This window comes from Streptomyces sp. GbtcB6 (assembly GCF_019091475.1).
Taxonomy (GTDB): Bacteria; Actinomycetota; Actinomycetes; order Streptomycetales; family Streptomycetaceae; genus Streptomyces; species Streptomyces hyaluromycini.
The window spans coordinates 14,640-30,695 of sequence record NZ_JAGXJL010000064.1 but is presented as its reverse complement, the minus strand read 5'-3'; the positions used below and the strand labels follow the sequence as shown (position 1 = coordinate 30,695).

The 16,056-nt window shown below is 72.0% G+C and carries 16 protein-coding genes; 3 read left to right on the top strand and 13 right to left on the bottom strand.

Features of this window, described 5'->3' with window-relative positions; translation table 11 throughout:
- The 5 genes from KVT45_RS47975 to tsaB form a co-directional block, all read right to left on the bottom strand.
- Positions 1-1,203: hypothetical protein (locus tag KVT45_RS47975; RefSeq protein ID WP_217558500.1), on the bottom strand; the 1,203-nt coding region annotated here is incomplete at its 3' end.
- A gap of 437 nt (positions 1,204-1,640) precedes the next feature.
- Positions 1,641-1,904, bottom strand: coding sequence for a hypothetical protein (locus KVT45_RS47970; RefSeq protein WP_217558492.1), 264 nt, complete (start codon positions 1,902-1,904; stop codon positions 1,641-1,643).
- Positions 1,901-2,995 carry a tRNA (adenosine(37)-N6)-threonylcarbamoyltransferase complex transferase subunit TsaD gene (tsaD, locus tag KVT45_RS47965; RefSeq protein WP_217558490.1) on the bottom strand — a complete coding sequence of 365 codons (1,095 nt, stop codon included), beginning with the start codon at positions 2,993-2,995 and terminating at the stop codon, positions 1,901-1,903. The genes KVT45_RS47970 and tsaD overlap by 4 nt, the downstream gene beginning before the upstream one ends.
- Positions 2,988-3,515 (bottom strand): ribosomal protein S18-alanine N-acetyltransferase, encoded by a 528-nt coding sequence (gene rimI / locus KVT45_RS47960; RefSeq protein ID WP_217558628.1) that lies wholly within the window; start codon positions 3,513-3,515, stop codon positions 2,988-2,990. Before rimI ends, tsaD begins: the two co-directional genes overlap by 8 nt.
- Before the next feature lie 17 nt (positions 3,516-3,532).
- Positions 3,533-4,189, bottom strand: a complete 657-nt coding sequence (tsaB, locus tag KVT45_RS47955; protein WP_217558481.1) for a tRNA (adenosine(37)-N6)-threonylcarbamoyltransferase complex dimerization subunit type 1 TsaB — start codon at positions 4,187-4,189, stop codon at positions 3,533-3,535.
- A gap of 137 nt (positions 4,190-4,326) precedes the next feature.
- Between tsaB and KVT45_RS47950 the strand changes: the two genes are divergently transcribed.
- Entirely contained in the window at positions 4,327-4,890 is a 564-nt protein-coding gene (locus KVT45_RS47950; protein WP_217558472.1) for a hypothetical protein, read from the top strand.
- 402 nt (positions 4,891-5,292) lie between these two features.
- Here KVT45_RS47950 and tsaE read toward each other — a convergent pair whose 3' ends face one another.
- The 7 genes from tsaE to KVT45_RS47915 form a co-directional block, all read right to left on the bottom strand.
- Positions 5,293-5,805 carry a tRNA (adenosine(37)-N6)-threonylcarbamoyltransferase complex ATPase subunit type 1 TsaE gene (tsaE, locus tag KVT45_RS47945; protein WP_217558470.1) on the bottom strand — a complete coding sequence of 171 codons (513 nt, stop codon included), beginning with the start codon at positions 5,803-5,805 and terminating at the stop codon, positions 5,293-5,295.
- Positions 5,771-7,033, bottom strand: a complete 1,263-nt coding sequence (locus KVT45_RS47940; RefSeq protein ID WP_217558460.1) for an alpha/beta fold hydrolase — start codon at positions 7,031-7,033, stop codon at positions 5,771-5,773. The genes tsaE and KVT45_RS47940 overlap by 35 nt, the downstream gene beginning before the upstream one ends.
- 129 nt (positions 7,034-7,162) lie before the next feature.
- A complete protein-coding gene (gene alr / locus KVT45_RS47935; protein ID WP_217558451.1) occupies positions 7,163-8,368 on the bottom strand; it encodes an alanine racemase in 1,206 nt (401 codons plus the stop codon).
- A 128-nt stretch (positions 8,369-8,496) separates the two neighbouring features.
- Entirely contained in the window at positions 8,497-9,300 is an 804-nt protein-coding gene (locus KVT45_RS47930) for a L,D-transpeptidase (protein WP_308311093.1), read from the bottom strand.
- A 500-nt stretch (positions 9,301-9,800) separates the two neighbouring features.
- Positions 9,801-11,252, bottom strand: a complete 1,452-nt coding sequence (locus KVT45_RS47925) for an NAD(P)H-hydrate dehydratase (RefSeq protein WP_217558447.1) — start codon at positions 11,250-11,252, stop codon at positions 9,801-9,803.
- A gap of 55 nt (positions 11,253-11,307) precedes the next feature.
- Positions 11,308-11,679, bottom strand: coding sequence for a holo-ACP synthase (locus KVT45_RS47920; protein WP_217558445.1), 372 nt, complete (start codon positions 11,677-11,679; stop codon positions 11,308-11,310).
- A 49-nt stretch (positions 11,680-11,728) separates the two neighbouring features.
- Positions 11,729-12,601: an aldo/keto reductase family oxidoreductase gene (locus KVT45_RS47915; protein ID WP_308311096.1), complete on the bottom strand. Its 873-nt coding sequence runs from the start codon at positions 12,599-12,601 to the stop codon at positions 11,729-11,731.
- A gap of 99 nt (positions 12,602-12,700) precedes the next feature.
- On the opposite strand from KVT45_RS47915, the gene KVT45_RS47910 reads away from it, so the two are divergent.
- Positions 12,701-13,564, top strand: coding sequence for a LysR family transcriptional regulator (locus KVT45_RS47910; RefSeq protein ID WP_217558443.1), 864 nt, complete (start codon positions 12,701-12,703; stop codon positions 13,562-13,564).
- A gap of 54 nt (positions 13,565-13,618) precedes the next feature.
- Here KVT45_RS47910 and glmS read toward each other — a convergent pair whose 3' ends face one another.
- Positions 13,619-15,466, bottom strand: a complete 1,848-nt coding sequence (gene glmS / locus KVT45_RS47905; RefSeq protein ID WP_217558434.1) for a glutamine--fructose-6-phosphate transaminase (isomerizing) — start codon at positions 15,464-15,466, stop codon at positions 13,619-13,621.
- Between the two features lie 179 nt (positions 15,467-15,645).
- Here glmS and KVT45_RS47900 point away from each other — a divergent pair, with 179 nt between their 5' ends.
- Complete coding sequence (locus tag KVT45_RS47900) at positions 15,646-16,029, top strand: hypothetical protein (protein WP_217558426.1); 384 nt, start codon at positions 15,646-15,648, stop codon at positions 16,027-16,029.
- Positions 16,030-16,056 lie beyond the last annotated feature (27 nt).

Genomic DNA, 16,056 nt, shown 5'->3' with positions numbered 1-16,056 from the left:
GCGGTTGCTCCCGGTCTGGGAGCCCGCGCCGGTCCACACGGTGGTTTCGCGGAACGTCATCAGGTTCGGCGGGTCGTTCGCCAGACGTCCGGTGATGCGGATCGAGGGATGCGTCCGGGAGGACGACTGCGAGTATCCGAGGGCGATGTCGCCGTTCCTGTTCATGGCCGCGGAGCCCATCCACCGGTATGTGGAGTCCGGGGCGTAGGTGTTCTGCTGGCGGACGACCGGCCGGCCGTTGCGCAGCCCCAGTTCGTACCAGCGCACGCCGACGCCGCCGCGGGCGTCGACCGCGTGGTTGACGACCAGGGACTCGTGGTCGCCGAAGTTGCGGTACGCGAACCGGTACATGGGCGAGTAGGAGAGCGAGTCCAGTTTCTGGGTGGTGCCGGCCTGGGGGACGCACTGGGTGGGATCGGTGCTCGCGCAGGCCGGGGTGTAGGGGGCCACCCGCAGTCGGTACGGTCCCGCGAGGGTGGTGCGGTCGTGGTTCTTCCAGTCCGCGTGGAACCGCCAGTACTGCAGGCTGTCGTGCGTGGGGCCGAGGTTGATCAGCAGGTTGGGCTCGCCCCGCGGGGGCGGGGTCGTGCCGTCGAGGTCCGAGCCGATCGGGATGGTCGATGCCGGGACGTTGAAGCACTGCTGGTCGGCGTCGGCTCCGCGCAGCATCCTCTTCCGGTCCCAGGCGCACGATTCGAAGAGCGAACCGGCCGCGGTGGCGTTCACGTAGTAGGCGTCCGGCCACACCGCGAACTTCGGATGGTCGGGGAGGTTCCGGTACCCGAAGGCGTAGCGGTAGTACTGGCCGGTCGCGTCCTCGGTGCGGGACACGGCCACGCACAGCCGGTTCGTGTTGGTCGCCACGTCACTGGCGAACTGGTTGATGATCCAGCGGTGGGCCAAGGAGTCCCAGCGGACTTCGGGGTCCCCGAGGGCCTCCGTCGAAGCGTTCTCGCACGGTCCGCCGAACCCTTTGAACAGGGTCTGGGTCGTGAGCGGTCCCAGCAGCGTGGCACCGGACTTGGAGTACACCGCGAGCTCGAAGTTGGTGATCTCCACAAGCTGGCGGGAGCCCACCGAGGCGTTGGGGTCGGGTGGGGTGCCGCCGCCTTCCCGGATGCCCTCGAAATTGACGCCCAGCCGGATCCGGTCCCGGCCGCCGGCCTTGGCGAGGGGCGGGCGCGACGCCTTTCCGCGGGGCACGACCTGAGGGGTGGACCGAAACGTCCTGGATCTCTTCCACAGCTCTCGCAGCGGTGGCGAGGTGTCATGGTGCACCGCGGGGCCGGAGTCAGGGGACCGAGTGGCCCCCGTATGGACGGTGGGCTTGGGTACGGTGCCGGCGGCCGGCGTGGCGGACCACGCCGGGGAGGCCATCAGAGCCGCTCCCACCGAGGCGACGGCAACGATCGGACGCAAGGCGCGGGGTACGTGCATCTACCCTCCGAACGGGTCGGTGAGCCGACCCGTTCGGCCAAGTCGCGAAGCCACACTGCGAGGGCGGGCGGCTCACTGGTTGTGTGGAAATCCAGTTATCCATCTCGCCCGTCCGGCGCTCGGGTGACCGACGTCGTGTCGGGTGCGGCTCAGCCTTTTGGCGCTGCCCGCGTGACAGCCGTCCGAGAACTCGCCGCTGCCCTCTAGGGGGTGTCGCCCACCGACTCGAACCGCCAGCGGTGTACCGGCCGGGTGACCAAGTCACCGGGCGGATCGGGGAGTTCGGGGATGTCCGAGTCGTCGTACGACGCCTCCCACCACGTGATGACCAGCACCCGGTCCTGCGGTGCCCGGAAGGTCTCCCGGCGCAACGGGGCCTCGGGGAGCTTCTGCTCGCGCGCCCACGCGACCAGTTCCGCGCCCCGGCCCTCCGCCGCCCGCGCCTCCCACATCGTCGCGACCGTCACGAGTACAGGTTCTCCTTGCTGACCTCGTGGACGTGATCGTGGTCGTGGTTGCCGGGGACGTGCGGGTCCGTCACCGGGAGCGAACTGTCCGCCGAGAGGTCCCAGCCGGACGGAGTCCGATTGCGGGCGACCATCTCCGCGCCGAGGGCGGCCACCATCGCGCCGTTGTCCGTGCACAGCTTCGGGCGGGGCACGCGGAGCCGGATACCGGCGGCCTCGCAGCGCTCCTGCGCGAGGGCGCGCAGCCGGGAGTTGGCGGCGACGCCGCCGCCGATCATCAGGTGGTCGACGCCCTCGTCACGGCAGGCCCGGACGGCCTTGCGGGTCAGGACGTCCACGACGGCCTCCTGGAAGGAGGCGGACACGTCGCGGACCGGGACCTCCTCGCCGGCCGCCCGCTTGGCCTCGATCCAGCGGGCCACAGACGTCTTGAGACCGGAGAAGGAGAAGTCGTAGGCGGGGTCGCGCGGGCCGGTGAGGCCGCGCGGGAAGGTGATCGCCGAGGGGTCGCCCTCCTTCGCGTACCGGTCGATGACCGGGCCGCCCGGGAAGCCCAGGTTCAGCACGCGCGCGATCTTGTCGAAGGCCTCGCCGGCCGCGTCGTCGATGGTCGCGCCGAGCGGCCGTACGTCGGAGGTGATGTCCGAGGAGAGGAGGAGGGAGGAGTGGCCGCCGGAGACCAGCAGGGCCATCGTCGGCTCGGGCAGCGGACCGTGTTCCAGCTGGTCGACGCAGATGTGGGAGGCGAGGTGGTTGACGCCGTAGAGCGGCTTGCCGAGCGCGTATGCGTACGCCTTCGCCGCCGAGACGCCGACCAGCAGCGCGCCGGCCAGGCCGGGGCCGGCCGTGACCGCGATGCCGTCGAGGTCCTTGGCGCTCACCCCGGCGTCCTTCAGGGCACGCTCGATGGTCGGGACCATCGCCTCCAGATGCGCCCTGGACGCCACCTCGGGGACGACCCCGCCGAAGCGGGCGTGCTCGTCGACGGAGGAGGCGATGGCGTCGGCGAGCAGGGTGGTGCCCCGGACGATGCCGACGCCGGTCTCGTCGCAGGAGGTCTCGATCCCCAGCACCAGGGGTTCGTCAGCCATTGGTCTCGGTTCCTTCTTCGGAGGTGGGCCCGGAGGCGGAGCCACTGCCGGGCTGCCCGGTCGTCAGGCGCATCACCAGGGCGTCCACGTTCCCCGGCTGGTAGTAGCCGCGTCTGAACCCGATGGGCTCGAAGCCGAACCGCTCGTACAGCTTCTGGGCGCGGATGTTGTCGACCCGGCATTCGAGCAGGACCTCGGCGCACTCGAAGGCGGTCGCGGCCCGCAGCAGCTCGGTGAGCAGCTCCCCGCCGAGCCCGGTGCCCCACTGGTCACGGCGTACGGCGATGGTCTGGATGTCGCCCACCGCAGCGGTGCCGGTGTCGGAGGCGGTGCCGCCCTGGGCGGCGAGCCCCCCGTACCCGACGACCCGGTCGTCCTCCAGGGCCACCAGGTACCGCCGGGTCGCCTCGGGGCCCCTGGCATGCGCCAGTTCGGACCAGAACATCCCCCGCGACCAGGCGTCCTCGGGGAACAGGTCCTTCTCAAGCTCCAGGACCGGGTCGATGTCCCACCAGCGCATCTCGCGCAGCTGTGCGGTCACTTGGGCGTGACCACCTTGTAGTTCTTGGGCACCTGGGCGTCCGGCCGGCGCAGATACAGCGGCCGGGGCTCGGGCAGTTCCTCCCCGGCGGCCAGCTTCTCGGCGGCGAGCGACGCCAGGGCCGCGGCGGAGACGTGCTCGGGCTCGTGCGCGACCGGGAAGGTGTCGGGGTAGAGCAGCGCCCCGGCGCCGACGGCGGGCAGTCCGGCCACCTTCTCGGCGATGTCGGCGGGCCGGTCGACGGCGGGATCCGTACGCCGGGTGCGCGAGTCCTCGTACACCGCCCAGTAGACCTCTTTGCGGCGGGCGTCGGTCGCGACGACGAACGGGCCCTTCTCGATGTCGGCCGCGTAGGCGAGCCCGTCGAGCGTGCACAGGCCGTGGACGGGCACGCCGAGCGCGAGCCCGAAGGTGTCCGCGGTCATCAGACCGACCCGCAGGCCGGTGTAGGGGCCGGGACCGATGCCTGTGACGATCCCGGTGACGGCGTCCAGCTTGACCCCTGCCTCGGCGAGGACGCGGTCGACGGCCGGCAGCAGCAGCTCGCCGTGCCGGCGCGCGTCCACCTGGCTCGACGAGGCGATGACGGCCGTGCCGTCGTGCAGGGCGACGGTGACGGCGGGGGTGGCGGTATCCAGAGCGAGCAAGAGCACGCGAACAGCCTACGGCTCCGGCGCCGCGAGCACGGCCGCCGGGGACCGACGGTCACTGGCTGCTACGGTCTGTACGAAGTACGACATATACGGCGGGGGCCTGTGCAAGGCCCTACGGCAAGGCAGAGGTGGCGCACGTGGCAGGGACCAGCGCGGGAGTCGTGGCCGGCCTCACCGCGGCCGCTGTCGGGGCGGTCGGTTTCCTCGCCTACCAGGCCTCGGCCACCGTCCCGCCCGGTCTCGGCAGCAGGTCGGCGGCGAGCCCCGCGCCCGGCGCACCGGCCGCCAAGGCACCCCGGGACCACCGCCACCCCACCGCCCTGCCGAACAGTTCCGGTACGGGTGAACGGGTGGTGTACTCGGTGGACGACGACCGGGTCTGGCTCGTCAACGAGCGGGGCCGCGTCGAGCGCACCTTCAAGGTGAACCCCGGCACCGTCGACCCGGCCACGGGCGCCTACTGGGTGACGTCCCGCTCCAAGGCGATCACGGGCACGGACGGCCTCCCCATCGAACACGTGGTCCGCTTCGCCACCACGAAGGACGGCTCGGCCATCGGCTTCAGCGCGGTCACCGCACAACGCGCCGCCGAGCCCCCCGACCCCATGGTGAAAACCGGCGGCATCCGCGAGACCCGCCCGGACGGCAACGCGATGTGGAACTTCGCGACGATCGGCGTGAAGGTGATCGTGATCCGCTGAGCGGATCTTTGCAACGCCCTCAGGAACGCGCCCCGAAAGGGGCGCGGGGAACTGCGCGACAAGCCCCCACCGGCCCGCAGCGACCCACCGGCCGAACCCGCCTAGGCAGCTTTACGGCCCTGCTCAACCGGCTTCACAGGCAACTCCGGCGCTCTCGGCGGCCGAGACACCGCGTCGGCCGCCACACACGACGCCAGAAGCTCACGCATGGAGACCCCGGGAACCCCGGCGACCGCGACCGGTCGCCGCTCCTCGGACTGGGACACGGACACGGGCGCCTCCTGAAGTGCGGGGGCGGATGTAGTTAGGTACACCTAACTACTGGCTGGATACCATGTGACCACGCCCGATACGTCCGGCGCAATATCTTGCCGACGCCTTGTCGGAACGTTCACACGGTCCTCAGGCCGACAGCACCCCCAGATCCACCGCGCCCCACCGCTCCCCCCGCCCCGTCAGGGTCACGTGCCGTACCTCGTCGGCGGTGTCCCCGACCGCCCTGTGGATCCGGACCATGAGCCGGTCGTCGGTCAGCTCCTCGACCTTGCCCTCGCCCCACTCCACGACGATCACCGACTCGGGCAGCGAGACATCGAGGTCCAGGTCCTCCATCTCGTCGAGCCCGCCGCCCAGGCGGTACGCGTCGACGTGGACGAGCGGCGGCCCGCCCCCCAGGGACGGATGCACGCGGGCGATGACGAACGTCGGAGACGTGATGGCCCCGCGCACACCGAGCCCCTCGCCCAGTCCCCGCGTCAGCGTCGTCTTGCCGGCGCCGAGCTCCCCGCTGAGCATCACGAGGTCACCGGCGCGCAGCAACTTCGCCAGTCGGCGGCCCAGCTCCCCCATCTGCTCGGGGGAGGTCACGATCAACTCGGTCTCAGCCTGGCTGTGCCGTGCTGCTGGTGCTTCCATAGCCACTTACCGTAGCCCCTGCCGGCACGGCACCCGCGCGGGTGAGCAGGTCGGCGAGGCGGTCGGTGACCACTTCCGGGTGTTCCAGCATGACCAGGTGCCCGGCGTCCGGGACGAGCACCAGTTCGGCGTCGGGCAGCAGGTCGGCGATGACCTCGCTGTGCTCGCTGGGCGTGACGAGGTCCTGCACCCCGGCCAGCACCAGCACCGGCAGATCCTGGAAGTAGGCGAGCGCGGCCGTCTTGTCGTGGTCGACGAAGGCCGGGTAGAACTCGGCGACCACGTCGATCGGCGTCGACTCGATCATCCGCTCCGCGAACCGCTCCACGGCCGGGTCGACGTCCTTGGACGCGAACGAGTACCGCTTGATGATCCCGGCGAAGAGATCGGCGGTGACCCGCCGCCCCTTCTCCACCAGCGCGGCCTGTGTCCCCAGCGCCTTCAGCACACCGGGCAGCACCCGGCGCACCGCGTTGACACCGGCCATCGGCAGCCCGAAGTTGACCTCGCCGAGCCGCCCGGACGACGTACCGACGAAGGCGGTGGCGACCACCCGGTCCCGGATCAGCTCGGGATACTGCGCGGCCAGCGCCATCACGGTCATGCCGCCCATGGAGTGCCCGACCAGCACGATCGGCCCCTCCGGCACGGCCGCGTCCAGGACGGTCTTCAGGTCCCGGCCCAGCTGGTCGATGGTGAGCTCCACCCCGTCCTCGTGCTGGGCGACGCCCCGCCCGGAGCGGCCGTGGCTGCGCTGGTCCCAGTGCACGGTGCGGACGACCCCGCGCAGGGCCGCCCGCTGGAAGTGCCAGGAGTCCTGGTTGAGGCAGTAGCCGTGGCTGAAGACGACGGTCACGGGCGCGGGCGCCTTGCGGCCGAAAAGCCGGCGGCGGCGCGGCGAGACGGCGGGGCCGAGGTCGGGTTCCACCTCGTCGACCTCGTAGTACAGCTCGGTGCCGTCGTCGGCGTACGCCTTGCCGGGCGTGCCGCGCAGGGTGCCGTACGGGCCCGCCGAGTCCAGTGCGAGACGGGCCTTGCGGCGCATCCCGCGGCCGACGGTCATCCGCTCCACGGCGACCCCGGCGGCCGCGCCGGCGGCGAGCACTCCTATGGCGGCTCCGGCGACGCCCGTCACCTTGCGCCAGCTGCCGGAGGCCGCCCCCGTGGCCGAGGCGACGACGGCCGCCGCGGCGGCGTCCGCTACGGCCTCCGCACTGCTCTCGCTCACGTACCGCTCCTCTTCGCCGTACTGCAGTTCGCTGCTTCGGTGACACGGGTGATGCTGATGAGATGGCTGTTGCCGGTGATACTGCTGTTACAGGTGTAACCGGGTTGTGCCGCCGTCGAACCCCGAGGGTCAGGCGCCGTCCCCTGGTTCTTGCCCACTCGGTTCCTCGTTCACATAGACGCGGGGAACCCGGGTTCCGATGCGGGTGACGATTTCGTAGGCGATCGTGCCCGCGGCCTGGGCCCAGTCCTCGGCGGTGGGCTCGCCCCGGTCGCCCGGACCGAACAGCACGGCCTCCGCACCGACTTCGGGCTCGTCGCCGCCGAGGTCCACGACGAACTGGTCCATGGCGATGCGCCCGGCGGCCGTCCGCCACTTGCCGCCGACCAGCACGGGCCCGGTACCGGAGGCGTGGCGCGGGATGCCGTCCGCGTAGCCGACGGGGACGAGTCCGAGGGTGGTCTCGCCCGGCGTGACGTAGTGGTGCCCATAGCTGACCCCGTGCCCGCCCGGTACGTGCTTCACCAGGGCGAGGGAGGCGGACAGCGTCATCACGGGGCGCAGGCCGAAGTCGGCCGCACTGCCCAGCTCGGGGCTGGGCGAGAGGCCGTAGAGCGCGATGCCCGTACGGACGAGGTCGAAGTGGGCCTCGGGGAGGGTGAGGGTGGCCGGCGAGTTGGCGATGTGCCGCACCTCGGGGCGCACGCCCTGCTCCTCGGCGTATCCGAGCATCTCGCGGAAGAGGGTGAGCTGGGCGGCGATGGAGGGGTGGCCGGGCTCGTCGGCGCAGGCGAAGTGCGACCACAGTCCGGTGATCCGGACCAGCCCCGCCGCCTCGGCGCGCAGCGCCTCGCGGACCAGCTCGGGCCAGTCGGCGGGCTGGCAGCCGTTGCGCCCGAGCCCGGTGTCGCCCTTGAGCTGCACGCGCGCGGGGCGACCGGCTTCCCGGGCCGCCTCGGTCACCTCCCGCAGGGCCCACATCCCGCTCACCGACACGTCGAGACCGGCCTCGATCGCCTCCCGCCACGGGCCGCCCGGCGTCCACAGCCAGCACATGATCCGCACGTCCGCCGGCAGCCCGGGGTCCGCGCGCAGCGCCAGCGCCTCCTCCGGGGTGGCCGTACCGAGCCAGCTCGCGCCCGCCTCGACGGCCGCGCGGGCACACCGGACGGCCCCGTGGCCGTACGCGTCGGACTTCACCACGGCCATCAGGGCCGCGTCCGGCGCGAGGGCACGCAGGGTCCGCGCGTTGGCCCGCAGGGCGGCCAGATCGATCTCGGCGCGGGCGCGCAGGGGCGCCGTCGGTGCAGTCGGCGCAATCGGTGTATCACTCATCGCGCCCCCAGTGTCTCAGAGGCCTCCGACAACCCTCCGGCACAGCCCCTGGTACGACGCCCGGCCGCCCATGGACACCCGCAGCCCACGGGCGCACGCACCAGCCCACGCACCGGTCGCTCCCCCGGTCAGGTGCCGGTCCGATGCCCCCACACGTACACCTTGTCCCCCTTCTTCAGCACGCTCCACAGCTTCTTGGCGTCGCCGAGCTTGAGGTTCACACAGCCCCAGGAGCCGATGGTGGTGTAGATGGAGCCGTAGACGGCGTGGAAGGCCTGTCCGCCGTCGAAGAACTGGGCGTACGGCATGGGCGAGTTGTACAGGGTCGACCAGTGGTTCTTGTGCCGCCAGTAGACGGCGTGCCACCCGGCCCGGGTCGCGTACCCCTTCCGCCCGCTCCGCATCTGCACGGGCCCGTAGATCACCTTGCTGCCCTTCTGCACCCAGGTGACCTGCCGGTTGAGATCGACGCAGGCGACCCGGTACGACTTCACGGGGCAGTTCTTCTTGGCGTTCGGGTTCTTCTTCGCCGAGAGGAGCATCATCTGGTACCAGGTCACGGGCCCCGCGAACCCGATCGCCGGCTTGATCTTGTACTGCTTCTGGAACTTCTGGATGGCCTTGCAGTCGGTGGTGGACTGCCTCCCGTCCACCTTCAGCTTCAGCCACTGCTCGATCTGCTTCTGATACGGCCCGGTCAGCTTGGAGCAGCTCACCTTGGAGACTGCGTCGCTGAGCGGCACGTACTCGATGAGGTCGTACGTCCCCGGCGCCGCCGCCTTCGGCTCGACGGCGTCCTCCTTGACGCTGGGCGTGTACACCTTGGGCGCCAGCACCTGGTCGGGGGTGTCGATCTGCCAGGGCTGCGAGGGTCCGGGCGCGACCCCCGGCACCAGGTCCGACTCGGGGACGGCGGCGGTCGGTTCGGGCACGCCGGTGTCCGCAACCCCTGTTCCGGCACCGAGCGAGAGAACGGCCACAGCGGCGACGAGGCTCCCTGCGGCACCCCGCGCAAGCCCACCCCGCTTGCACACGATTCGTCCACTGATCATGCGATCAGACAACCCCGCAGGACCCCGGATTCAGGGGTGCCGCGCGGTGAGGTCACCCGGGGGATGCACGGGGCGGACACAGCGGCCCGCAAGGGGGCACGGGGCAGCGCCCCGTAAGGGGGCACGGGGCAGCGCCCCGCAAGGAGGCACGGGGCAGCGCCCCGCAAGGAGGCACGGGGCAGCGCCCCGCAAGGAGGCACGGGGCAGCGCCCCGTAAGGGGCGCGGGGCTGTATCGATTTGCGGCTGCCGCCGCGTGGGCGCGACCAGCCCCGACGGCGCCGCACCCGAATCCCCACCCCACCAGCCCGTCCGGCGTTTGAGGACGAGGCCGTAGGCCGACGGGGTCCGGGGCGGAGCCCCGTGACGGTGCGGGCCCGGCCTACCGAGTCGGGTGGGCGGGTGGGAAGACTCCCCGCCAGGCCGACGGCAACTCCGCCGCCACCGCATGCGCAACCGTCGGCGCCCCCTCCGCCGCGAACCGCCCCGCGAGCCCGTGCAGGTAAGCCGCCACACTCCCGGCGTCCCTCCCCGAAAGCCCCGACGCCAGCAACGACCCCGCCAGCCCCGACAGCACGTCCCCGCTCCCGGCGGTGGCGAGCCAGGGCGTCCCCGTCGCGTTCACGCGAACGGCCGCCCCTCCCCCGTCCGCCGCCACCAGCGTCGTCGACCCCTTCAGCAGCACGGTGGCCCGATAGGCCGCCGCCAGTTCCCGCACCGCCGCGAGCCGGCCGGCCTCGACCTCCTCCCGTCGTACCCCCAACAGGGCGGCCGCCTCCCCGGCGTGAGGCGTCATCAGGGTCGGCGCCGTACGGCCGCGTACCACGTCCCGGTCAGCGAGCCGCAGCCCGTCGGCGTCGACCAGCACCGGCACCTCCTCCGCGAGCGCCTCGGCGACGGCCTCGGCGTCGTCCCCGACGCCCGGTCCGGCCACCCACGCCTGCACCCGCCCGGCCTTGCGCGGCCCTCCGTCCGACACCAGCGCCTCGGGAAAGCGGGCCAGCACCTCGTCCTTGGCCGGCCCGACGTACCGCACGGCCCCGGCCCCGCCCCGCAACGCCCCCGCGACGGCCAGCACGGCCGCCCCCGGATAACGCGCCGACCCGGCCACGATGCCCACCACCCCCCGCCGGTACTTGTCGCTCTCCGCCGACGGCGCCGGCAGCAGCCGCGCCACGTCCACGTCCTGCAACGCCTCCAGCTCGGCCTCGGCGGGAAGTTCAAGACCGATGTCGACCAGCCGTACCGAACCGGCGTACTCCCGCGCCGGATCGATCAGCAGCCCCGGCTTGTGCGTCCCGAACGTCACGGTGAGGTCGGCCCGTACGGCCGCCCCCCGCACCTCACCGGTGTCCGCCTCCACCCCGCTCGGCAGGTCCACGGCGACGACGGCGGCCCGCGACCGCTCCACGACCGCCACCAGCCCCGCCGCCTCGGGCCGCAGCCCGCCCTTCCCGCCGATCCCCACGATCCCGTCGACGACGAGATCGGCCCGCAGGACCGACTCCTCGGCGCCACCGTCCCGTACCACGGTCCCCCCGGCCCGGCGCAGTGCCGCCAGCCCACCCGCGTGCGTGCGCTCCGGCGCGAGCAGCACCGCCGCGACCCCCGCGCCTCTCCGCGCGAGCCGCGCCCCGGCGTACAGCGCGTCCCCGCCGTTGTCCCCGCTGCCGACCAGCAGGACCACCCGGCTGCCGTACACCCGTCCGAGCAGGTCGGCGCAGGCGGCGGCCAGCCCGGCGGCGGCCCGCTGCATCAGCGCCCCTTCCGGCAGCCGCGCCATCAACTCCCGCTCGGCCGCCCGTACCGTCTCCACGCTGTAAGCAGTCCGCATGCCCCGAGTCTCCCCCGGAACCGACGGGACGCGCATCCGCCCCGCCCCGCCCGGGTCACCCCTCCGCGATCACCACCGCCGACGCCACGCCGGCGTCGTGACTGAGCGACACATGCCACGACCGCACGCCGAGTTCCGCCGCGCAGGCGGCCACGCTCCCCTTCACCTGCAGGCGCGGCCGTCCGCTGTCCTCGACGACGACCTCCGCGTCCGTCCAGAGCAGCCCGGGCGGCGCCCCCAAAGCCTTGGCCAACGCCTCCTTGGCCGCGAACCGCGCCGCGAGCGAGGCGACACCGCGCCGCTCGCCGCTCGGCAGGAACAGCTCCCGCTGGACGAAGAGCCGCCCGGCCAGCCCGGGAGTCCGCTCCAGCGACTCCCGGAACCGGTCGATCTCGGCGACGTCGATACCCACTCCGATGATGCTCACCGAAGCACCTTACGACCCGTCAGACACCCGCGGGCCGGGCCGTGTCCCGCTAGTGGCCGATCTTGTCCAGCTCGGCAAGGTCCGCGTCGGAGAGCGGGAGTCCCGCGCCGGCGACGTTCTCCCGCAGGTGCGCCACCGACGAGGTGCCGGGAATGAGCAGGATGTTCGGCGACCGCCGCAGCAGCCAGGCCAGGGCGACCGACATCGGCGTCGCGTCCAGCCTGGCGGCCACCGCGGAAAGTGCCGTGGACTGCAGCGGGGTGAAGCCGCCGAGCGGGAAGAAGGGCACGTAGGCGATGCCCTGTCCGGCGAGATCGTCGATCAGGTCGTCGTCCTGGCGGTAGGCGAGGTTGTACATGTTCTGGACGCACACGATCGGCGCGATCGCCTGCGCCTCGGCGATCTGTTCCGCCGTCACATTGCTTACTCCGAGGTGCCGGACCAGGCCCTGCCGCCGGAGTTCGGCGAGGGCCTCGAAGGGCTCGGCGAGCGAGCCGGGCTGGAGCCCTTGAGCGTCGCCGAGCCGGAGATTGACCACGTCGAGCGAGTCGAGGCCGAGGTCCTCGAGGTTCTCGTGAACGGCGCGGCGCAGGTCCTCGGGCTGCCGGGCGGGAAGCCAGCCGCCCTGCCGGTCGCGGACCGCGCCGACCTTGGTCACGATGTGCAGCGACGCGGAATAGGGGTGCAGCGCTTCACGGATCAACCGGTTGGTGACCCGTGGCCCGTATGCACCGGCGGTGTCCATATGGGTGATCCCGAGGCCGACGGCCTCGCGCAGGACGGCGAGCGCGCCGTCGTGGTCGGCGGGCGGGCCCATGACCCCGGGGCCGGCGAGCTGCATGGCGCCGTAGCCGAGGCGGGTGACGGTCAGATCGCCCAGGGTCCAGGTACCGCCGGGCAGTGACGCGGAGGGTGTGTTCACGGTCATGCCGTCGATGTTCGCCCGCGGACAGGTGGCGCATCCAATACCGCCGCAGTGCACTGTCATACCCGGTGGGTATCACCGAGGTAGGTTGTGGCCATGGACACCTTGGAGACCCGCGAGCTGAGGTACTTCCTGGCCGTCGCCGAGGAACTGCACTTCGGCCGCGCCGCCGAGCGCCTCGGCATGGCCCAGCCGCCGCTGTCCCGGGCGATCCAGCAGCTGGAGCGGCGCCTCGGCGTCTGCCTGCTGAAACGCAACCGCCGCGGCGTCTGGCTGACCGCCGCCGGAGAGGTGCTGCTGCACGAGGGCCGCGCAGCCCTGGACGCGACCACCGCCGCCGCGCGCCGCACCCGTCGTGCCGGTGACGCCGACAGCCCGGCCGGCCCCCGCAACCGCCTGGTGCTGGCGGTGAAGGCCGGCGCCTCTCACGAACTGCTGCACAAGCTCCTCGACGCCTACGCGGCCGCGCCGGACGCCGCCGAGATCGAGGTGCTGCCGAGCGGCCTGTGCGAGCAGGAAGGGATGCTGCGCGACGGCCGCGCCGATGTGGCGCTGATGCACACGCCGTTCAACTCCCTCGCCGGGTTCGACAGCGAGGAACTGACCACCGAGGGGCAGATCGCCGTCCTGCCCGCCGGGCATCCGCTCGCCGCACACAAGTCGCTGTCCCTGGCCGACGTCGGCGGCATCCCCGGTCTTCCGCTCGCGCGCTGGCCCCGCCACGGCACGTATCCACCGGGCCCGGGCCCCGAGATCCACGACCAGACACAGCTGGCCCAGCTGATCGCCCTCGGACGCACCGTGACCGTCCTGCCCGACTCGGCCCGCGCGTGGCTGTGGGCCGAGCACACCGCCGTCCCCCTGACCGACGCCCCACCCGTCGTCACCCACATCGCGTGGCCCGCGCACAGCCGTTCCCTCGCCCTCGCCGGGCTGATCCGCACGGCCACACGGCTGTGACCCTCGCCCTGCCCCGACGGCGAGGATGAAGTCCTCGCCGTCGGAGCGGTCTCCTCACTCCACCGTCACCGACTTGGCGAGGTTGCGCGGCTGGTCCACCTCGTTGCCCCGGGCCGTGGCCAGTTCGCAGGCGAAGACCTGGAGCGGGACCGTGGCGACCAGCGGCTGGAGCAGGGTCGGGGTGGCCGGGATCCGGATCAGGTGGTCGGCGTACGGAACGACCGCCTCGTCGCCCTCCTCCGCGATCACGATGGTGCGGGCGCCCCGGGCCCGGATCTCCTGGATGTTGGACACGATCTTGTCGTGCAGGACGGACCGGCCGCGCGGTGACGGGACCACGACCACCACCGGCAGGTCCTCCTCGATCAGCGCGATCGGCCCGTGCTTCAGCTCGCCCGCCGCGAAGCCCTCGGCGTGCATGTACGCCAGCTCCTTGAGCTTCAGGGCGCCTTCGAGGGCGACCGGGTATCCGACGTGCCGGCCGAGGAACAGCACCGTCTTCTTGTCGGCGAGGGAGCGCGCCAGCGCCCGTACCGGCTCCATGGTCTCCAGCACCCGCTCGACCTCGCCGGAGATGTGCGAGAGGTCCCGGATCACCGCGCTGATCTCGTCGCCCCACTTGGTGCCCCGCACCTGGCCGAGGTACAGCGCCACCAGGTAGCAGGCCACCAGCTGGGTCAGGAACGCCTTCGTCGAGGCGACCGCGACCTCCGGCCCGGCGTGCGTGTACAGCACCGCGTCCGACTCGCGCGGGATCGTCGAGCCGTTGGTGTTGCAGATCGCCAGCACCTTGGAGCCCTGCTCGCGGGCGTGCCTGAGCGCCATGAGCGTGTCCATGGTCTCGCCCGACTGGGAGATGGCGATGACCAGCGAGCGCGAGTCCAGAATCGGGTCCCGGTACCGGAATTCACTCGCCAGCTCCACCTCGCACGGGATCCGCGTCCAGTGCTCGATGGCGTACTTGGCGATCAGGCCGGCGTGGAAGGCCGTACCGCACGCGACGATGACGACCTTGTCGACCTCCCGGAGCTCGGCGGCGCCGATCCGGACCTCGTCCAGCGTCAGCGAGCCGTTGGTGTCGATGCGGCCCAGGAGCGTATCGGCGACCGCCTTGGGCTGCTCGGCGATCTCCTTGAGCATGAAGTAGTCATAACCCCCCTTTTCCGCTGCCGACGCGTCCCAGTCGACGTGGTACGAGCGGACGTCCGCCGGGGCGCCGTCGAAGCCCGTCACCGTCACGCCGTCCCGGCGCAGCTCCACCACCTGGTCCTGGCCCAGCTCGACCGCCGACCGCGTGTGGGCGATGAACGCGGCGACGTCCGAGGCGAGAAAGGCCTCGCCCTCTCCAACGCCCACCACTAGCGGGGAGTTCCGGCGCGCGCCCACGACCACGTCCGGCTCGTCGGCGTGCACCGCGACCAGCGTGAACGCGCCCTCCAGGCGCCGGCACACCAGCCGCATCGCCTCGGCGAGATCGGCGGTGCCGGAGAACTCCTCCGCCAGCAGGTGTGCGACCACCTCGGTGTCCGTCTCGGACGCGAGGTCGTGCCCGCGCTCCGCCAACTCGCCGCGCAGCGCGGCGAAGTTCTCGATGATCCCGTTGTGGACGACGGCGACCCGGCCCGCGTTGTCGAGGTGCGGATGCGCGTTGGCGTCCGTCGGCCCGCCGTGTGTGGCCCAGCGGGTGTGCCCGATGCCGGTGGCACCGGCCGGCAGCGGCCGTTCCGTCAGCTCCTTCTCCAGGTTCACCAGCTTGCCGGCCTTCTTCGCCGAGGCCAGCCCGCCGTCCGCGAGCACGGCGACACCCGCCGAGTCGTAACCCCGGTACTCCAGCCGCTTGAGCCCGGCGACCACCACATCGAGCGCCGACTGCGCCCCCACGTATCCCACGATTCCGCACATGGGCGGCAGCCTAAGCGCCGAACCCCGCCCGAACACGGCTCATCGTGCCCGAAATCGGAAATTAAACCGTGGTTCGGAACCGGCCAACGGCACATCGCTCCCCCGGCCCGGCTGTGGCAGGTTCGGTACGGCGTCCACCGGTCGCACTGCTCGTAACTCGTGACGAAGGAAGGCAAGCGATGACAAAGCTCGTGTCATTCCCGTCAAGCGGGCCGGGAGAGGACCTCAACTGGTTCGCCACGTCCTCCCTCTTCGACGAGGTGGCCGCTTTTGTTCTCCGGCATGTGGCGGACGACCGGGCCAGGCGCGACATCGCCGCGGGCGCCGCATCGGGCCATGTGTTCATCGGTGAACTCCCGGAGCCCGATCAGACGAAGGTCCTGACCGCACTGCGCGACATATTTCCCGGTCACGTCGATTCCGAAATCTATCCACCGCAGGTGACCGCCAGGATGGACGACCCGGAGACCTTTGTCGCGCGCGCGAAGTCGCTCGCACGGATGGCGGGCAGGAGCATCGCCCTGCGCACGGCTTCCGGAGCCGTGCCGGACAGCGAGGGCTGAGGGCTCCACGGCGCCCACGTGACCGAC